The organism is Luteipulveratus mongoliensis (assembly GCF_001190945.1).
GTDB classification, from domain to species: Bacteria; Actinomycetota; Actinomycetes; order Actinomycetales; family Dermatophilaceae; genus Luteipulveratus; species Luteipulveratus mongoliensis.
In genome coordinates this window covers 3169573-3187999 of sequence record NZ_CP011112.1, presented here as the reverse complement: position 1 = coordinate 3187999, position 18427 = coordinate 3169573, and the positions used below count along the sequence as shown (strand labels likewise).

At 66.6% G+C, this 18427-nt stretch carries 16 protein-coding genes and 1 pseudogene; 6 read left to right on the top strand and 11 right to left on the bottom strand.

Features of this window, described 5'->3' with window-relative positions:
• Positions 1-9 precede the first annotated feature (9 nt).
• Positions 10-1350, bottom strand: coding sequence for a histidine--tRNA ligase (gene hisS, locus VV02_RS15160; protein WP_052592762.1), 1341 nt, complete (start codon positions 1348-1350; stop codon positions 10-12).
• A 14-nt stretch (positions 1351-1364) separates the two neighbouring features.
• Positions 1365-2060, bottom strand: coding sequence for an MBL fold metallo-hydrolase (locus VV02_RS15155; RefSeq protein ID WP_052592759.1), 696 nt, complete (start codon positions 2058-2060; stop codon positions 1365-1367).
• Positions 2061-2207: 147 nt separating this feature from the next.
• Between VV02_RS15155 and VV02_RS15150 the strand changes: the two genes are divergently transcribed.
• The 4 genes from VV02_RS15150 to VV02_RS15135 are packed head-to-tail and all read left to right on the top strand — an operon-like array spanning position 2208 to position 6374.
• On the top strand, positions 2208-2936 hold the full coding sequence (locus tag VV02_RS15150) for a peptidylprolyl isomerase (RefSeq protein ID WP_245633095.1): 729 nt from the start codon (positions 2208-2210) through the stop codon (positions 2934-2936).
• 5 nt (positions 2937-2941) lie between these two features.
• Positions 2942-4714, top strand: a complete 1773-nt coding sequence (locus VV02_RS15145; protein WP_083450189.1) for a DUF349 domain-containing protein — start codon at positions 2942-2944, stop codon at positions 4712-4714.
• Positions 4707-6050: a M18 family aminopeptidase gene (locus VV02_RS15140; RefSeq protein WP_245633094.1), complete on the top strand. Its 1344-nt coding sequence runs from the start codon at positions 4707-4709 to the stop codon at positions 6048-6050. The genes VV02_RS15145 and VV02_RS15140 overlap by 8 nt, the downstream gene beginning before the upstream one ends.
• 12 nt (positions 6051-6062) lie before the next feature.
• On the top strand, positions 6063-6374 hold the full coding sequence (locus tag VV02_RS15135; protein WP_052592757.1) for an EthD family reductase: 312 nt from the start codon (positions 6063-6065) through the stop codon (positions 6372-6374).
• A gap of 8 nt (positions 6375-6382) precedes the next feature.
• Here the strand turns inward: VV02_RS15135 and VV02_RS27350 are convergent, their stop codons facing one another.
• Positions 6383-7039 (bottom strand): phosphotransferase family protein, encoded by a 657-nt coding sequence (locus tag VV02_RS27350; protein WP_281177308.1) that lies wholly within the window; start codon positions 7037-7039, stop codon positions 6383-6385.
• Here VV02_RS27350 and VV02_RS26940 point away from each other — a divergent pair.
• Positions 7005-7919, top strand: a pseudogene (locus VV02_RS26940) (Tn3 family transposase); the annotation flags it as partial. The gene VV02_RS27350 and the pseudogene VV02_RS26940 overlap by 35 nt on opposite strands.
• A 23-nt stretch (positions 7920-7942) precedes the next feature.
• The gene (locus VV02_RS26925; protein ID WP_245633092.1) at positions 7943-8191 is read left to right on the top strand and encodes a transposase; all 249 of its coding nucleotides are present in this window, start codon (positions 7943-7945) and stop codon (positions 8189-8191) included.
• Positions 8192-9269: 1078 nt separating this feature from the next.
• Here the strand turns inward: VV02_RS26925 and VV02_RS15120 are convergent.
• The 8 genes from VV02_RS15120 to VV02_RS15085 form a co-directional block, all read right to left on the bottom strand.
• Entirely contained in the window at positions 9270-10613 is a 1344-nt protein-coding gene (locus tag VV02_RS15120) for a glycosyltransferase family 39 protein (protein ID WP_157063419.1), read from the bottom strand.
• A 161-nt stretch (positions 10614-10774) separates the two neighbouring features.
• Positions 10775-11398 carry a recombinase family protein gene (locus VV02_RS15115; RefSeq protein ID WP_083450188.1) on the bottom strand — a complete coding sequence of 208 codons (624 nt, stop codon included), beginning with the start codon at positions 11396-11398 and terminating at the stop codon, positions 10775-10777.
• Positions 11399-11436: 38 nt separating this feature from the next.
• Complete coding sequence (locus tag VV02_RS15110) at positions 11437-12063, bottom strand: hypothetical protein (protein ID WP_052592749.1); 627 nt, start codon at positions 12061-12063, stop codon at positions 11437-11439.
• A 16-nt stretch (positions 12064-12079) separates the two neighbouring features.
• On the bottom strand, positions 12080-14395 hold the full coding sequence (locus VV02_RS15105; RefSeq protein WP_052592747.1) for a RelA/SpoT family protein: 2316 nt from the start codon (positions 14393-14395) through the stop codon (positions 12080-12082).
• Positions 14396-14497: 102 nt separating this feature from the next.
• Complete coding sequence (locus tag VV02_RS15100) at positions 14498-15028, bottom strand: adenine phosphoribosyltransferase (RefSeq protein WP_052592745.1); 531 nt, start codon at positions 15026-15028, stop codon at positions 14498-14500.
• Positions 15025-16188, bottom strand: a complete 1164-nt coding sequence (gene secF / locus VV02_RS15095; RefSeq protein WP_052592742.1) for a protein translocase subunit SecF — start codon at positions 16186-16188, stop codon at positions 15025-15027. Before secF ends, VV02_RS15100 begins: the two co-directional genes overlap by 4 nt.
• Positions 16188-17987, bottom strand: coding sequence for a protein translocase subunit SecD (gene secD, locus VV02_RS15090; RefSeq protein WP_052592740.1), 1800 nt, complete (start codon positions 17985-17987; stop codon positions 16188-16190). Before secD ends, secF begins: the two co-directional genes overlap by 1 nt.
• Before the next feature lie 8 nt (positions 17988-17995).
• Positions 17996-18406 (bottom strand): preprotein translocase subunit YajC, encoded by a 411-nt coding sequence (locus VV02_RS15085; protein WP_083450186.1) that lies wholly within the window; start codon positions 18404-18406, stop codon positions 17996-17998.
• Between the last annotated feature and the right edge of the window lie 21 nt (positions 18407-18427).

The window sequence follows — 18427 nt, the reverse complement described above, 5'->3', positions numbered from 1 at the left end:
CGGTCCTCGTCAGTCCGTCGGCGGGCTGACGAGTGCGGCCTTCAGGTCAGCCGTCGGCGGCGCCCAGGTGGCGCGGTCAGCGTCGATCTGATCGCCCGAGCGGATGTCCTTGACGGCATCACCACCATCGGTGCCCGAACCCGGGAACCACACGAACGGGATCCCACGACGGTCCGCGAACTGGATCTGCTTGCCGAACTTCGCGGCCTTCGGCGCGACCAGTGTCGGCACATCGCGAGCCCGGAGCGCTGTCGCGATGCGCATCGACTCCGCGCGTGAGTCATCGTCGTTGACGGCCACCAGGACCGCAGTGGGCGTCTCGCGGCTGGCCGTCAGGCCCTGCTCACCGATCAGCAGGCCGAGCAGCCGGGAGACACCAATCGAGATGCCGACCCCGGGATAGGTGCGCTTGCCGTCGGAGGCGAGGGCGTCGTACCGACCGCCGGAGCAGATCGAGCCGTAGTCCTCGTGGCCGTTCAGCACCGTCTCGTAGACCGTGCCCGTGTAGTAGTCGAGCCCGCGCGCGATCTTCAGCTCGGCCGACAGCACGCCGGGTGCGTGCTCCGCGGCGGCGTCCATGATCGCCTTGAGCTGAGCGAGTCCCTCGTCGAGCAGCTCGTGCTCAACACCGAGAGCGCGGACTTGGTCCACGAACGAGCTGTCCGGCGTGGCGATGGCGGCCAGCGCCAGGCACTGGTCAGCCTGCTCCTGCGACAGGCCGGCGCTCTGCAGGAGCGCCTTGACCTTGTCGGGGCCGATCTTGTCCAGCTTGTCGACCGTTCGCAGCGTGCCGGTGACGTCCTCGATGCCGAGACCGCGGTAGAACCCCTCGCAGATCTTTCGGTTGTTGACCTGGATCTTGTAGGGCCCGACGGGCAGCCGCGAGAACGCGTCTGCGACGACGAGCGGCAGCTCGACCTCGTAGTGGAAGGGCAGCTCCCCCGCGTCCACGATGTCGATGTCCGCCTGGATGAACTCGCGGTAGCGACCGCGCTGCGGCCGCTCCCCTCGCCAGCAGGACTGGATCTGGTAGCGGCGGAACGGGAAGGTCAGCTTGCCGGCGTTCTCCAGCGTGTAGCGCGCGAACGGCACCGTCAGGTCGAAGTGCAGACCCAGACGCGCCTCAGCGTCGTCGCCTCCCGCGAGCCGGGAGACGGCGTAGATCTCCTTGTCAGCGTCCTCGCCCTGGTTGGACAGTCGCTCGACCGGCTCAACGGAGCGGGTGCTCACCGACGCGAACCCGTGCAGCTCGAAGACCTCGCGGATCGTGTCGAGGAAGTGCTGCTCGGCAATGCGCTGCGCAGGCAGCCACTCCGGGAAGCCACTGATCGGCGTGACCTTGCTGTTCATGGTGATGAATTCCCTTACAGGTCTTGAAGATACGGGTTGGCCGCGCGCTCTCGACTCATCGTCGTGGCAGGGCCATGGCCGGGCAGGACCAGCGTCGTGTCCGGCAGCGGCAGCACCTGCTCGCGCAGGGACGTGAGCATCGCCTGATGGTCGCCGCCGGGGAGGTCGGTGCGGCCGATGGATCCGGCGAACAGCACATCCCCTGACAGCAGGCTCGATGACACCTCGGTCTCGTCCGGTACGCCGTCAGGCACCCCGTCGAGCGAGAACATCACCGAGCCCTCGGTATGGCCAGGCGCATGGTGTACGCCGATGCGCATCCCGGCGAGCTCGAGCACCTGGTCGTCGCGCACCTCGCGGATGTCGCTGGGCTCGGTCCAGGTCGCGGCCGTGCCGAACTGCTGCTCGAGCGCAGCCACCAGCTGAGGGCCGATGCTGGAGAGCGGGTCCGTCAGTCGGTAGCGGTCGTCGGCATGGATGTACGCGCCGATCTGACCGCCGCAGACCGGCGTCACGGAGTAGACGTGGTCGACGTGTCCGTGGGTCAGCAGGACGGCTGAAGGCTTGAGCCGCAGCTCCTGCAGCACCTCGCTCAGCTGGGGCTCGATGCCGATGCCCGGGTCGACGATGAGGCACTCCTCGCCTTCGGCGGCGGCCAGCACGTAGCAGTTGGTCCCGAACACGGCCGCGGGGAAGGAGACGGTGAGCACGCCCCGCAGCCTACGGGCCGTCGTACGACATCGCGGAGGCGAGGGACGCCCCTGAACGTCACCACCTCGTGACCCCAACCGCCAGTTCCGCAGTGATCGGTGTCCTTAAGATGTCCAGGTCCCGTCTTTGATGTCAGGAGTTGCTGCGTGCTGCCCCGAACCCGGTCCCGGTCCAGTGCGGTCGGAGCCGCGATGGCGCTCGCCCTGACGCTGACCGCCTGCGGAGACGACTCAACGGGCTCGTCCACCTCCTCCCCCGCTGCTACCAACGCCGTGGCCCTGGTGCCCAAGGCCGGAGCCTGCGCCAAGCCGCCCAGCGCGCCGACGTCGGCGCAGACCTTCGAGAAGGCGCCGGACAAGTCGCGGGCCGCTGGCAAGACGTTCACCGGCACGATCCACACCAACTGCGGCGACATCGTGGTGGATCTCTACGGCGACAAGGCACCCCAGACCGTGGCGTCGTTCATGCAGCTCGCGGAGAAGGCGTACTGGAAGGACAGTCCCTGCCACCGGTTGACGACGAGCGGCATCTACGTCCTCCAGTGCGGCAGCCCGATGGGCACACCGAACGGCAACCCTGGGTATGGCTACGGCGTCGAGAATGCGCCTGAGGACTCGGCCTACCCGGGTGGCACGCTGGCCATGGCCCGGACCTCTGATCCCAACAGCAACGGTGGGCAGTTCTTCATCGTCTACGACGACACAGTGATCGACGATCCGACTGGCGTCGGCTACAGCATCTTCGGCCGAGTCACCAAAGGCATGGACATCGTCGCCAAGATCGCCAAGGCTGGCGTCGATGGCGGTGGCCAGGAGGGACCGCCAGCGCAACCCATCAGCATCCTTTCGGTTGCTGTCACTGAGAAGAAGGCCTGAGCACCATGTCTGACACCCCGACCGACGACACCGTTACGGCGTCGGCCGACACGTCGCCCGCACCTGACTCCGAGACCGCTCCCCGTGAGCAGCCCGTCGTACCGGAGCCCGTTGCCACGCAGGAGTCGGCTCCCGAGCAGGACACCGTTTCGGAAGTTTCGGAGCCGGAAGCCGCACCGACACCGGACGCGGTTCCGGAGCAGGAAGCCGCCGTCGAGCCCGAGAAGTCGGCCGCGCCCTCGGAGCCGGTTGCTCCCGAGGAGCCCGCCCTGACGCCGGAGCCTGCTGCCGCAGCGTCGGTGACTCCAGAACCCGAGACGGCGGCCGCCAAACCCTCAGCGGAGACGCCGGCCCCCGCCGAGGAGCCGGCAACGCCCACCCCCGCACCGGCTGCTCCGGTCCCGACGCCGCGGCCCCGACCGGCCGCGCCGACACCGGCATCGATCAAGCCTGTCGTGCCGCCGCGTCTCGCTGCCGGGGAGCAACCAGCCGTCGTGACGCCGGACCCTGTTCACGCGCCGCCGAGCAACGCAGCGACGTTCGGTCGTGTGGCCGACGACGGCACGGTCCTGGTGCGTACGCCCGACGGAGAGCGCGAGGTGGGGTCGTACCCCGGCTCGACTCCCGAGGAGGCGCTGGCCTACTTCGCCCGCAAGTACGACGAGCTGGCCGCCTCGGCCACTCTCCTGCTCCAGCGGGTCACGCAGACCGACCTGTCGACGCACGACGGCTACGAGTCGCTCAAGGGACTGCGCTCCCAGATCGGCGAGGCACACGTCGTCGGCGACCTGGCTCAGCTGGACGCCACGGTCGAGCAGATCGCGACCGCACTCAAGGCGAAGTCGCAGGTCGAGGGCGAGGCGCGTGCGGTAGCCAAGCAGGCGGCCCTGGCCAAGCGTGAGGCCGTGGTGAGCGAGGCCGAGCAGATCGCCCAGCAGCCGGTCGAGAAGGTGCAGTGGAAGCAGAGCACGACCCGGATGCGTCAGCTGCTCGACGAGTGGAAAGCGTTGCAGCGCAGCGAGGCTCGTCTCGACAAGGAGCATGAGAACGGGCTCTGGCAGCGGTTCTCTACCGCTCGCAACGGCTTCGACAAGACGCGTCGTTCGCACTTCGCCAAGCTCGATGAGCAGCACTCCCATGCGAAGGGCGAGAAGGAGCGGCTGGTCGTTGAGGCCGAGCGGCTGGCCACCAGCAAGGACTGGGGTCCGACCGCGTCGGCGTTCAAGCGGCTCATGGGCGAGTGGCGTCAGGCAGGTCGTGCCGCGCGCAACGACGACGATGCGTTGTGGCAGCGGTTCAAGACCGCGCAGGACTCCTTCTTCCACGCCAAGGACGAGATCGTGGCCGCCGAGAACGTCGAGTTCGAGGCCAACCTCAAGGTCAAGGAACAGCTCCTCACCCAGGCGCAGGGACTGCTCCCGGTGAAGGACCTGGCCGCTGCGAAGTCCGGTCTGCGCTCCATCCAGGAGAAGTGGGACGCCGCAGGCAAGGTGCCGCGCAAGGACATGGAGCGCATCGAGCGCGCCATGCGCAAGGTCGAGCAGACCGTGCGGGACGCCGAGGACGCACGCTGGACCAAGACCGATCCCGAGCACGCGGCTCGAGCGAAGTCGATGGTGGACCAGCTCGAGGCAGCAGTGGCCGACCTCAAGGCCGACCTGGCCAAGGCCGGGGCCGGCGGCGACGCCCGCAAGATTAAGAGCGCTCAGGAAGCCCTGGACGCTCGTCAGGCATGGCTGGACCAGGCACGCGGAGGGTTGGAAGAGTTCGGTGGCTGACGGCACAACGCTGACCTTTGGTTCTTCCGGCTTCACCACGGACGACAGCGCCGACGGGCTGTGCGCCTATCTCAACGCCAGCCCGTCGCCGTTCCATGCGTGCGAGTCTGCTGCCACGCTGCTCGAGGCTGCGGGCTTCACGCGACTGCGCGAGGTCGACGCCTGGCCGACGGTGCGAGGTCGGTACTACCTGATCCGCGCCGGCTCTCTCGTCGCCTGGTCGACCGAGCACGCCACCGGCGCGACCACGCCGCTCAGGGTGGTCGGAGCACACACCGACTCCCCCAATCTGCGCATCAAGCCGCGCCCGGATCTCGCACGAGCGGGCTGGCAGCTGCTCGGCGTCGAGATCTACGGCGGCCCGCTGGACAACTCCTGGCTCGACCGCGATCTCGGTCTCTCGGGCCGAGTCGCGACGCGCGGAGCAGACGGTCTGCAGACCCATCTGTTCCGAGTCGACGACCCGGTCCTGCGGGTCTCGCAGCTGGCCCCTCATCTCGACCGGTCGGTACGCACCGACGGGCTCAAGCTCAACGAGCAGCAGCACCTGGCGCCGCACTGGGGCCTCGGCAACGACCCCGGCGACTTCCGGGCCTACCTGGCCGGCGAGGTCGGCGTACGCACCGAAGACGTGCTGGGCTGGGACGCGATGACGCACGACCTCACGCCCGCCCGCCGTACCGGCCGTGATCGTGAGCTCGTCGCCGGCGCGCGGCAGGACAATCTTGCGACGAGCTATGCAGCCACGCGTGCTCTGATCGCGGCCGTCGAGGTCGAGCCCGTCCAACCCGTCACGCCGGTCATTGCGCTCTTCGACCATGAGGAGGTCGGCAGCGTCTCGGACCGCGGCGCGGCTTCATCCCTGCTCCCGACGACCCTGGAGCGGATCGTCATCACGCTCGGCGGCGGCCGCGAGGACTTGCACCGTGCGCTGGCCGGCTCGGTGATCGCCTCGGGCGACATGGCTCACGCGACCCACCCCAACTACGCCGAGCGTCACGAGCCGCAGCACACCATTGCGATGAACGGCGGCCCGGTCCTCAAGATCAACACCAACCTGCGCTACGCGACCGACGCGGTCGGGGCGGCTCACTTCCAGCTCGCCTGTGACCAGGCTGGTGTGCCGTGCCAGGAGTTCGTGGTGCGGACCGACCTGCCCTGCGGCTCGACCGTGGGACCGATCACTTCGGCGCTGTCCGGCGTGACGACGGTGGACTTCGGGGCACCGACCCTGTCGATGCACTCGACCCGCGAGCTGACCGGAGCGACCGACCAAGCGATGTACGCCGCCGCGCTCGCCTGCTTCCTCGCTCCGTCGTTGGTCTCGTCTCTCTAGACGGAGGTCGTCATGCATAAGCTGCTGGTCCTGTATTCCACGCCCGCCGACCCTGACCACTTCCGCGACTACTACGTGAACAAGCACCTTCCGCTGATCGCGAATTGGCCGGGTCCACTTGCATGGCGCTACAGCTTCGACGTAGCAGCGACCACCGGAGAGGCACCGTACTTCGCGGTCTTCGAAGCCGACTTCGCGGACGCTGCCGCCATGGCGGCAGCGCGGGCGTCGGCGCACGGCCAGCAGGTCACCGCCGATGTCGTCAACTACGCCTCCGGCGGTGCGGTCGTCATCCACTATCCGGTGCCGGACGGCACCGACTGAGGCAGGTCCTACCGCTGGGTCCCACGGTGGTCCGTTGAGAGTGCCCCCAGCGTCGGCCACGGAGGCCCCTTGCGGAGGATGTCCAGGATGTTGAGCCCGTGTCGGCGACCATCCGGGAACTCGTCCCGCACATCCCAACGCCACGCCGCGATCATCGCCAGGACGAGACGACGACACTCCTGAAGTAGTACCTGGTCGACACCCGGATAGTGCACCGCAACGTCTTCTGGCACGTGGGCGACGTCGAACTCGATCGGCCCACGGCAGCAGGTCTCGAAGTCGATGAAGAGCGGGCCCTCCCGGGTGTCAAGGAGGTTGCCAGGATGGGGCTCACCGTGGAGCAGCTGGTCAGTGCTCGCGCGGCGGCACACTCCTTGCCGTGCGACTCGGGGTGTTGGTAAGACCACTGTCACCAGCCGCCATAGGGCGGTGCTCGCATCTCTAGGCTGCGGTCGTGAGTCAGCCGATCGAGCTTGATGAGTTGGTCGAGGACTGGACGTTGCTCGATGACGAGCGAGAACTCGTCCTTGAGAAAGCGAGGGGATGGCCAGCAGCTCGGGTTCGCACTGCTGCTGAGGTTCTACAGCCGATTTGGGAGGTTCCCGAGCGGCCGGGGCGAGTTGCCACGCGGTGTCGTTCGATTCGTGGCGCCTGGAGGCGGTCACTGGCACCACTGGCCGCGGTGACCTGTCCCGTGAGGTGCTGGCCGAGCGGTTGCTGCTGACGGTGTACGCCTACGGCACGAACACCGACATCCGGGCGACCTCTGGTGGTGAGCATGGCCATACCGAGGAGCAGCTGCGCTTCGTACGGCGCCGCTACCTGACCCCGGACGTGGCGCGGGCGGTGGCGGCGCAGATCGCGAACGCGACGTTCGCCGTGCGCCGCGAGCAGGTCTGGGGCGCCGGGTCTTCGGCGGTCGCCTCGGACTCCACGCACTTCGGGGCATTCGATCAGAACATCTTCACCGAGTGGCACTCCCGGTACGGTGGGCGTGGGGTGCTGATCTACTGGCACGTCGAGCGCAAGTCGATGGCGATCCACTCCCAGCTGGTCAGCGGCACCGCATCGGAGGTCGCCGCGATGATCGAGGGCGCGATGCGCCACGACACGAGCATGGCCGTCGAGGGGAACTATGGGGACTCCCACGGCCAGTCCGAGGTCGGCTTCGGCATCACACGGGCACGGCTGCTCGGGTTCGACCTGCTACCGAGGATCAGCGGATCAACATGGTCAAGCTGTACCGGCCCCAGGCCGGCGAACCGGACGCCTACGCCAACCTGGCTCCGGCGCTGACCCGCCCGATCCGCTGGGATCTGATCGCCCAGCAGTACGACCAGATGATCAAGTACGCCACCGCAATCCGCTCCGGCACAGCCTCGACCGAGGCGATCCTGCGCCGGTTCACCAAGGCCAACGCGAATCCACCCCACCTACCAGGCGATGATCGAGCTCGGCCGCGCGCAGAAGACCATCTTCGTCACCCGGTACCTGCGCGACCGCGACCTACAACGCGAGATCAACGAGGGCCTGAACGTGGTGGAGTCCTGGAACGGCGGCAACAGCGTGTGATCTTCTTCTTCGGCAAGGGCGGCGACATCGCCTCCAACCGGCGCGACGAGCAAGAGCTGTCCGTGCTCTGCCTACGCGTGCTGCAGTCGGCCCTGGTGTACGTAAACACCCTGATGGTCCAAGACGTCCTCGCTGACGAGGACTGGTTGAACCGCATGACGCCGACCGACCGGCGCGGCCTGACCCCACTGGACGCACGTTGCCGGCTTAACATGACCCGACGCCTGTCTCTGGGAACGCGTTAGGACTGTCGGCCCGGTCAACCAGACCGCCCGGTCGTCGCCTCCGGTGCGACCGACAGCGACAGCCCAAGACCCCACGGAGTCCAAGGCCTCCCGGGCTCCAGTGGTCGTACACCCCGTCACGGTCGGCGCACAAGCCAGATTTCCGGTTCCGGAAGCGGGCTCGCGGAGTGCGGTCCTCGTCGATATTTTCGCCGAAGTGGCCGGGCGAGGTCTTCCGTCGCTCGACGTAAAGCCGTAAAGGGAAGGTCATGGTTAGAGGTGCAGCTGCTCTGACCGCCTCGGTTGGTCGGCCGCTAGCGCCCCGCGCAGAGCAAGATCCCGCTCGGGAGGGAGGGAGGGAGTCAGCGTTGCTGCCGGGGCAATCCAGCAGAACAACAGACGCTAATGACTCGTCCGTGTAGCGTCCTCAACATCGATTCTTACTCAATGAAATCGGTAGATCTCAGGTATTTGACTCAGAGGGGATTCTGAACATGATGAAGCACGCAAAGAAGGCCGGGATTACTTTGTCCATGGGGTCGGCCATTCTGCTCGGAGCAGGGATAGCGGCTCCGGCAGCTAACGCCGCAGCCCATGATTCCGTGGCGCAAGCATCTACTCATACTGTCCCAGCCGCACCCGCTCGGGTACTCCCGTCCGCATCCAGTGCTGGCACTGTGGGCACGGCCGCGTCCAGGCCCGACCCGGCGGCCGTGGCTTCCGTGCACACTTGGTTTGCGACCGATCGCGGTTACGTGACCAGTCTTGCGAACTGTCAAGCCAATCGGACGCGCGTGATCAACATCATCAAGGGCAAGGGTGGTTCTATCCAGTCGGCGCCGGCTTGTCGCGGGGTCGAGGGTGGCGCACGGTGGGTGTATGTGGAGTACAACGCGAGTGTTCGCCTCTACTCCACGCAGGACCTGACGTGGGAGTCGGGCTGCGCCGAGGGCTACGGATCTTGTGGCTGAAGCGACAGAGCAGCCCACCAGGTGACTGTTTCGCGATTGGTGTAGCACGCGTGCCGGCCGAGACGCCCAGTTCCTGCTGATCTAACGACGACGTCGCCCCCGGGTCACCCCGGGGGCGACGTCGTCTGTCAGCACGTCGCTGTGAATAGCGTGTAGCGCTGGTACTGCCGGTCGTCGGCTGTCGCGCACCCGGCGGCGGTGAAGGCCCGCTGAAGGGTCACGGAGTTCCGGTTTTCGACGAGCACGGTTGCGTGACCCCAGCGGCCGGTAGCCGCGATCGCTGCTCGTGGGTTCGGTGTGCTGCCCCACAGGGAGTCGGAGCTGTACGCGGAAGAGGGGCTTGGGTACTGCGCTCTGCCTTGCACCACATGCGGGTAGGTCAGCGGAACGCTCAGTGAGTTGCCCATCCAGATGACCGGCGCCTGACGGGCGCGAACCTCTTGCGCTACCTGGTTGCTGTTCTCTCCCCACTTACCGTCGTCCACCCGCGCCGCAATCAGGCTCGGCGCACAAATCGCAGCAATAACGACGGCTGAGATCGCGGCGACAGCTCGAGTCGGACTGCTTGTAGACCATGCGCGGCGAGCCACCAGCGCCACCAAGATGAAGGCGGCCGGCAGTGATGCCGCGAAGTATCGCGGCAGGTACACCGTTCCTCCCGTCACGGCCCCCGCGATCACCGCCAGCACCGCTGGCCCAAATGCCCAGCTCACCAGAAGCCTCGCCGTGGATGACTTCAGCACCACGAGCCCGAACACGCACAAGGCGACGTAGGAGATGCCCACGAGTGCACTCGTCACGCTCGTGAGCTGCGTGAGCTGCGTGGTGGACTTCGGCGAATCGGCGAATCGGCCAACGAATACCGAGGCCAGTTGCGCCGGAACTCCATCGTGGATCCAGCTGATCTGTGCCGATTGCTGGTGGCCTTTCCACGCCACCGGGAGCACGCAGACGCCGACGACAAGAACCGACACCCACAGCCGCCACGAACGAAGCGTGCTTCGCCGGAAGGTGGTGAGAAGCTGCAGGATGGTAGTGAGCTGGACCCAACCCGCCACAGCCATCAATGCATAGAACCACGATGACGGCACTGATCCTCGAGCATGGATGAGCACCCGTAGGGCGATGCTCAGCAGGAGTACGGACACTGCTGTCGGTCGCGCATCGAACCCCGACCAACCGACGCCCGGAACGATAAGCATCTGCACTCCGGCCACACATCCCACCGCTGTCCCCCCAACCGCGCGACCGCAGTCGACGATGGCAACGGTCGCTGCTGCCAGGCACAGCGCAGACAACGCCCGAGCTGACGTGAGGGACTGACCCACCACGGACATCCACGAGTGGACGAGCGCGTAATAGGTGCCGAGCACCGCGTCGTGGTGACGGCTGAGTGCCAGAATGCCGCTCGGCGAACGTTGAGCGGCGGACATCGTCGCGCCCTCATCAAGCCAGCTCCCCACCGTCGACAACCACGGGATCGTGGTTAGCAAAGACCCGCAGAAGAAGACGAGGTAGGTAGGGGCAAGCCTCCGACAAGCCCGCAGGAGACCCGCCCAGGAAGAGCGTTCGTGATCCGGCCGTGGCGCACGTCGCGTCGCCGTGGCGAGGTTCTCCGTCTCACTTATCTTGGTCACCGAACGTCTCCGTGCTGTCGCAGGCGGCCGAGCTGACTCGCCGTGGGTTCTGCCGCCCGCTGCACGGCACGATAGACGGTAGAGCGGCCCACGTTGAAGAGGTCGGCCAGCTCAGCTGAGGTGTGCGTCCCTGCCTGCCACAGCTGGACCAGGTGGGCTTCTTGTACGGGTTTGGGCCTGGGTTGTTTGCCGCGGAGACGTACTTTGGCCTTGGCGACCTTCATCCCTTCTCGGGTTCTCATCCGGATCAGGTCCGACTCAAACTCGGCGATCATGGCCAGTACGTTGAACAGCAGCCTGCCGACCGGGTCGGTGGGGTCGTGAACCGATCCGCCGATGTTGAGCTTGACCTCGGCAGCGGTGAGTTCTTCGACGATGTTGCGGGCGTCGGTCAGGGAGCGAGCGAGCCGGTCGAGCTTGGTGACGACGAGGGTGTCGCCGGCGTGGCAGGCGGCGAGGGCCTCGCGTAGACCGGGGCGGGACCGGTTGGTCCCGGTGAGCCCGTGGTCGACGTAGATCCGTTCGGGTCTGACCCCGAGCGTTTTCAGGGCGTTGCGCTGGGCGGTGAGGTCCTGCTCGTCGGTCGAGCAGCGGGCGTACCCGACGAGCATTCTGGTCATGCCGCGAACGTACCGTTTGGCCCACCCATGACCGGGCACTAGTACCGGCGCTGCCGAGAGACCATGGGGTGTCCCGTATGAGGTTCGCCGTACCGGACAACCTCGTCAGAGCACTCGACGTCCTTGAGCCTTGTGGCGGCTGGTGACAGCGGTCTTACCGATACCCCGACTCGCAGTGTGTCGAGCAGCAGGGCTCTGTCGGCGGCACCGAGCTCTGGCGTCTCGCTTCGCTTCATCACGAGACGTTCGGCCTCTGCGACTCGTTCGGTGAAGTGCGGGACTTCCACTTCGACGCGCTGCATCGCCCCATGCAAGCGATGCAGCGCATCGGCGTACTTCACGGAAGAGATCGCGTCAGTCACAGAGTCGTAGAAGGTCCAGAAGGTGACCGCAAAGCCGTCACGTTCGTACACGAGCGGTTCGACTCTCGGGTCGGGCCGCGCGATCGGCGCTGAGAGGGCCCCGAGGTGCTGCGTGACCACAATCTCGAACGCTGCGACTTCTTCCCCAGCGACAGCGGTCCTAGCGAGCACGTTGCACGGCAGCACGCGAAGAGCCAGCTTGTTGGAGTTCTGGACGACGACGACATCGTCCACCTGCAGCTCGAGATCGCGGCCGAGGGACGACGCCGCTACGGTTGCGCGCGCTACGAGCTCTGCCTCCACGAAAGCATCCTGAGGGTCAGGCGGGGTGCGCGTCCTCGGAGACCTGCGGACGCCGCTCGCCTGATCCGGTGAGGCGGTAGACGTCGAAGACACCGTCGATGTGGCGTACGGCGCGCATCACGTGGTCGAGGTGGCTGGGGTCGCCCATCTCGAAGGTGAACTTGGAGATGGCGACGCGATCACGGCTGGTGCTCACGCTGGCCGAGAGGATGTTGACGTGCTGGTCGGACAGCACGCGGGTGACGTCCGAGAGCAGCCGGTTGCGGTCCAGGGCCTCGACCTGCAGCTGCACGAGGAACACGCTCGCCGCTGAGGGCGCCCATGCAACGTTGATCAGCCGTTCCGGCTGCGCCATCAACTGCTCGGCGTTGGTGCAGTCGCGCCGGTGCACTGAGACACCCTTGCCCGTCGTGACGAAGCCGATGATGTCGTCCCCGGGCACCGGCGTACAGCACCGCGCGAGCTTGATCCAGACGTCGTCGGTGCCGACCACGGTGACACCCGGGTCGTTGACCCGCTTGCGCACCGAGCTCGGCGTGGTCGCCTCGGCCAGGTCCTCGGTCGTGCCCTCCTCGCCGCCCAGTGACGCGACCAGCTGCTTGACGACGTGCTCGGCGGACACATTGCTGTCGCCGACCGCGGCATAGAGGGCATCGATGTCCGGGTAGCGCATCTGCGTCGCCACGTTGGTGAGCGAGTCGTGCGACATCAGGCGCTGCAGACCCAGACCCTGCTTGCGCACGGTCCGGGCCAGCTGCTCCTTGCCGGTGTCGATCGCTTCTTCCCGCCGCTCCTTGGAGAACCACTGGCGGATCTTGTTGCGGGCGCGCGGACTCTTGACGAAGGTCAGCCAGTCCCGGCTCGGTCCGGCGCCGTCGGCCTTGGAGGTCAGGATCTCGACGACGTCGCCGTTGTCGAGCGGGCTCTCGAGCGGGACCAGGCGGCCGTTGACCCGACCGCCGATGCAGTGGTGGCCGACCTCGGTGTGGACGGCGTAGGCGAAGTCGACGGGCGTGGATCCCGCTGGGAGACCTATGATCTCGCCGGTCGGCGTGAACACGTAGACCTCGCGGCTGCCGACGTCGAAGCGCAGCGACTCCAGGAACTCCCCCGGGTCCGATGTCTCGCGCTGCCACTCCAGCAGCTGCCGCAACCAGGCCATGTCGTTGATGGGGCCGGCGTCACCGCTGTCGGCCACAGTGGCCGGGTTGCGGGTGTCCTCCTCCTTGTACTTCCAGTGGGCGGCCACGCCGTACTCCGCGCGGCGGTGCATCTGGAAGGTCCGGATCTGGATCTCGATCGGCTTGCCGTCCGGACCGATCACCGTCGTGTGCAACGACTGGTACATGTTGAACTTCGGCATCGCGATGTAGTCCTTGAACCGCCCGGGCAGGGGGCTCCATCGCGTATGGATCGTGCCGAGCACCGCGTAGCAGTCGCGGACAGACTCGACCAGGACGCGCAGCGCGACCAGGTCGTAGATGTCCTCGAAGTCGCGGCCGCGCACGATCATCTTCTGATAGACGCTGTAGTAGTGCTTGGGTCGGCCGGTGACCGTGCCCTTGATCTTGGCGGCCCGCAGGTCGGCGGTGACCTGGTCGCGTACGCCCTTGAGGTATTCCTCGCGCGCCGGCGCCCGATCAGCGACCATCCGGACGATCTCGTCGTAGACCTTGGGATAGAGCGTCGCGAACGACAGGTCCTCGAGCTCCCACTTGATGGTGTTCATCCCGAGTCGGTGCGCCAGCGGGGCGAAGATCTCCAGCGTCTCGGTGGCCTTGCGCTGAGCCGACTCTGCGGAGACGTAGCGCCAGGTGCGGGCATTGTGCAGCCGGTCGGCGAGCTTGATGACCAGCACCCGGATGTCGCGTGCCATCGCGATGACCATCTTGCGCACGGTCTCGGCCTGGGCTGCGTCGCCGTACTGGACCTTGTCGAGCTTGGTGACACCGTCGACCAGCATCGCGATCTCGTCACCGAAGTCGGCGCGCAGCTGGTCGAGGGAGTAGTCGGTGTCTTCGACCGTGTCGTGCAGCAGCGCGGCAGCGAGGGTCGGCGGGGTCATACCGAGCTCGGCGAGGATGGTGGTCACGGCGAGCGGGTGGGTGATGTAGGGATCGCCGCTCTTACGCATCTGGCCGCGGTGACAACGCTCAGCGACCTCGTACGCCCGCTCGATCAGTGCCGTGTCGGCCTTGGGGTGCGTCGTGCGCACCGTCCGCAGCAGCGGCTCCAGCACCCGGTTGCCAGTGGACCGAGGCCCACCGAAGCGCACCAGTCGCGCGCGGACGCGCGACGTGGAGGGCGCTTGGTGCCTGAACTCCTCAGCCATGCACAGAGTGTAGAGGGATCAGGTACGCCGACCGATCGGCGCACCACCGAACTGTGATGTCTCCGGGAGTCGGCTGAGAGAACGTGGTCCGCGTGGACCCGATCAGACGGACGCGATGACGTGGAGTTCGTACGCGGACAAGAGTTTTCGGCCCTCGAGCGCGCCGAGCTCGAGCAGCATCTCGACCGCGGTCACGCCGCCACCGGCGCGTTCGACGAGCGTGCAAGCCGCTGCAGCTGTGCCACCCGTGGCCAGCACGTCGTCGAGCACCAGCACGCGGGGATACTCGGCGAACGCGTCCGCGTGGACCTCGATGGTGGCGGTGCCGTACTCGAGGTCGTACTCCTGGCTTACCACCTGTCCGGGGAGCTTGCCAGCCTTGCGAACCGGCACGAACGCGACACCGAGAGCCAGGGCAACCGGGCTGCCGACGATGAAGCCGCGCGCCTCGACACCGGCGACGACGTCGACCTTGCCGCGATAGCGGTCGGCAATGTCCTGAACGACCGCCTCGAACGCTGCTGGCGCCATGAACAGTGGCGTCAGGTCCTTGAACAGGATCCCGGGCTTCGGAAAGTCCGCAACGTCGCGCGTGTGCTGCAGGAGCAGCTCAGCGGCTGTGTCGCCGCTCATCGGCTCTTGCTGTCACTGTCCAGCCGTGCGAGCGGGTGGGTGTCACGCTTCTTGGTACGCGTGGCGCGGGCAGCCGCAGCAGCCGCCGCTCGCTCGGGCTCCACGACTCCGGAAGCGCTCTCGCCGGGACTGGCCTTCGGGGTGTTGGCCTCCGTCAGGGCAGAGCGCTGAGAGGTCTGGTAGGCACGCGCCCTGCGAGCGAGCTCCTTCATCATCGGCTCGCCGCGACGCAGGTCGGCCAGCAGCGGAGTGGCGATGAAGATCGAGGAGTAGGCACCGACCGCGATACCGATGAACAGCGCGAGGCTCAGGTCGAGCAGCGTGCCCGGGCCGAGCAACGTGAAGCCGACGACCAGGATGGCGGCGATGGGGAGCAACGCCACGATCGTGGTGTTGATGGATCGCACCAGCGTCTGGTTGACGGCATAGTTCGCCGCCTGATCGTAGTTTCGGTGCCCGGTGGACAACGCCTCATGGGTGTTCTCTCGGACCTTGTCGAAGACCACGACCGTGTCGTAGATCGAGTAGCCGAGGATCGTCAAGAAGCCGATCATCGTCGCCGGTGAGATCTCGAAGCCGGTGAGGGCATAGATGCCGACCGTGAAGAACAGGTCGTGCAGCACGGCGACGATCGCCGCCAGTGCCATCTTCCACGTGCGGAAGTAGATCGCCAGGACGATGCTCAGCAGGCCGATGAACCAGAGCAGCGAGACGATCGCCTTGTTGGTCACCTGCTTCCCCCAGGACGGGCCGATGAACGAGGAGTTGATCGACTCGGGAGCGACCTTGAACTCCTTCGCGAGGGCGTCCTTGACCTTCTCCGTGGTCGCAGCCCCGCCGCCGCCCAGGTCCTCGGTCTGGATCCGGATGTCCTTGGCACCGACCTTGGTGACGATCAGGTTGTCGTCACTGCCGGTGGCCTTCTGGACGACGTCCTTGGCACGTGAGTCGTAGTTGTCCAGGTTGGTGACGCTGGGGACCCGCAGTTCCGCGCCACCGGTGAACTCGAGGCTGCGGTTGAGGCCGCGCCCGAAGACTCCGAGCGCAGCAATGATCAGCAGCACCGCCGTGATGCTGTACCAGAGGCGACGCCGGCCGATGAAGTTGATCTGTCGACGACCCGTGTAGAGGTCATTGCCGAACTGGGCGAAGCTGGCCATCAGGCCTGCCCTCCTTCTGCAGCAGCGCGGCGGTCGGCGAGCGTGACGCGGCCGCGACCGGCGTACGTCACCCCACCGGCCCCGAGACGCTCAGGATCGAAGCCGGACCACTTGTGGCCGTTGCCGAAGAACTTCGTCTTGGCAAGGAGGGTCAGCAGCGGGTGGGTGAACATCATGACGATGACCAGGTCGATCAGTGTGGTGAGGCCGAGGGTGAAGGCGAAGGCCTTCACGTTGGACTCGGACAGGATGTAGAGGACAGCCGAGGCCATGAAGTTGACGACGTCGGAGATGATGATCGTCCGCCGCGCGCGCAACCAGCCGGTCTCAACCGCAGAGCGCAAGGGTCTGCCCGATCTGACTTCGTCTCGGACACGTTCGAAGTAGACGATGAAGCTGTCCGCCGTCACACCGATCGCGACGATCAGACCGGTCACGCCGGCCATCGTCAGACGGAAGTTGTTGGCGAAGCCGAGGAAGGTCACCGCGCCGTAGGTCACGACCGCCGCGATCACCAGCGAGGCGACCGTGACGAACCCGAGTGCGCGGTACTGGAACAGCGAGTACAGGACGACGAGGGCCAGGCCGATCGCGCCGGCCATCAGACCCTTGTGCAACTGGTCTTGACCAAGCTGAGGGCTGATCTGATCATTGGTCAGCTCAGTGAAGGAGAACGGCAGCGCACCGAACTTCAGCTGGTCGGCCAAGGTCTTGCCGCTGGATGGCGTGAACCCACCACCGGTGATCTGGGCTACACCGGCGGTGATGGCTTCGCTCGTGGTCGGCGCCGACAGAACCTGTCCGTCAACCGTGATCGCGGAGGCATTGCCAGGCTCGGTCGCCGGAATCTGAGCGATTCGGCGGGTCATGTCGCCGAAGGCCTTCTTGCCTTTGCCGTTGAACTTGAGGTTGATCTGCGTGCCGCCGGTCTGCTGACCCTGATTGTTGGTGGCCGGGCCGGAAGTTGCATCGGATACCCACTGGCCCTCCACCTCGACGAGCCCCAGGAGGTATTTGGACTTCTGGTCCTGGTCACACATCACTACAGGCTGCTTGTTGGACGCGGTCGATGAGATCAGCCGTGCCTCAGCACTGCCGCAGTCGTACGACTCCAGCAGGTCTTGGTAGGTGTCGCCCTTCTTAGCCAGACCTGCAGTGACCCACGTGCTGGCGACCGGTTTGGTCGCCCACGCCGGGTCACTCGGGTTGGTCGGATCCTTGGCGGCAGCCGGCGCGGACGGCGTGGGACTCGGCGTCGGGGTGGCAGCCGGGAATGCCTGCGGATAAACGCCATTGGCGCCGGCAGAGGCGGAAGGGCTGGCGGTCGGCTTCTTGGCCGGGACCGACGGCGGCTGTGGAAGGGTCGGTGCCGGCGCTGGCACGTTCGCCGTCGAGGTGATGACCGCGCGGAAAGAGAGTGCCGATGAGCGCGACAGCGACTGGAGCATCTCCTCGCTGGGTGTGCCAGGCAGCGAGACGACGATGTTCTGTGCGCCGAGGGTGGTGACCTCCGCCTCGGAGACACCTGTGCCATCCACGCGCTTGCGGATGATGCTGACGGCCTGCTCGACCTGTCCGGAGTTGACCTTCTTGCTGCCGACCGTGGTGACGGGCTTCAGCGTGATCTGGCGACCACCCTCGAGGTCGAGGCCGAGCTTGGGTGCCCACTCGCCCTTGGGGTCACCCCAGGCCGTCGTGGCCGCGATGCCGGCGAAGAGCGCGACGATCAGCAGGATGAGCGTGAGGAGGACCGCCTTGGGTCGTCCGCCGGTGCGCGATGCGCGGGTACGTGTAGCCACGGGTGTCCTCAGGATCCCTGGCTCGGGCTGGTGCCCTTGCCGGTGGTGTCGGTGTCGGCGGCCGCGTCGTCAGCAGGAGTGCTGTCCTCAGCCGGTGCCTCGTCTTCAGGAGCGGTCGTCGCGTCCGTCGGACCAGACGTCACGGTAGCGGGCACGATCGCGCGGCGGTCGAATCGCAGGACGACGCCTGGAGCGACTTCGAGGCTGCCGATCTCATCCTCCAGCGCGACCAGCGTGCCGAGCAGACCGGACGTGGTGCTGACCTCGTCGCCGATGTTGAGCTGGGACTGCGCCTGCTGGAACTGACGGCTGCGTCGGCGCTGTGTCCAGAACATCAGCCCGATCAGGAGCAGCGGAAGGAGCAGGATCAGCAGGCTCGCAGAGCTTCCACCCTGAGAGGCGGCTGCCAGGGACGGCATCAAGTGTCTTTCCTTCACCGT

What these genes read in the sequence shown, in the direction of transcription:
- hisS (WP_052592762.1), bottom strand. Translation starts at nt 1,350, where the DNA reads ATGAACAGCAAGGTCACGCCGATCAGTGGCTTCCCGGAGTGGCTGCCT.
- VV02_RS15145 (WP_083450189.1), top strand. Translation starts at nt 2,942, where the DNA reads ATGTCTGACACCCCGACCGACGACACCGTTACGGCGTCGGCCGACACG.
- VV02_RS15135 (WP_052592757.1), top strand. Translation starts at nt 6,063, where the DNA reads ATGCATAAGCTGCTGGTCCTGTATTCCACGCCCGCCGACCCTGACCAC.
- VV02_RS15115 (WP_083450188.1), bottom strand. Translation starts at nt 11,398, where the DNA reads ATGACCAGAATGCTCGTCGGGTACGCCCGCTGCTCGACCGACGAGCAG.
- VV02_RS15105 (WP_052592747.1), bottom strand. Translation starts at nt 14,395, where the DNA reads ATGGCTGAGGAGTTCAGGCACCAAGCGCCCTCCACGTCGCGCGTCCGC.
- VV02_RS15100 (WP_052592745.1), bottom strand. Translation starts at nt 15,028, where the DNA reads ATGAGCGGCGACACAGCCGCTGAGCTGCTCCTGCAGCACACGCGCGAC.
- secF (WP_052592742.1), bottom strand. Translation starts at nt 16,188, where the DNA reads ATGGCCAGCTTCGCCCAGTTCGGCAATGACCTCTACACGGGTCGTCGA.
- VV02_RS15085 (WP_083450186.1), bottom strand. Translation starts at nt 18,406, where the DNA reads ATGCCGTCCCTGGCAGCCGCCTCTCAGGGTGGAAGCTCTGCGAGCCTG.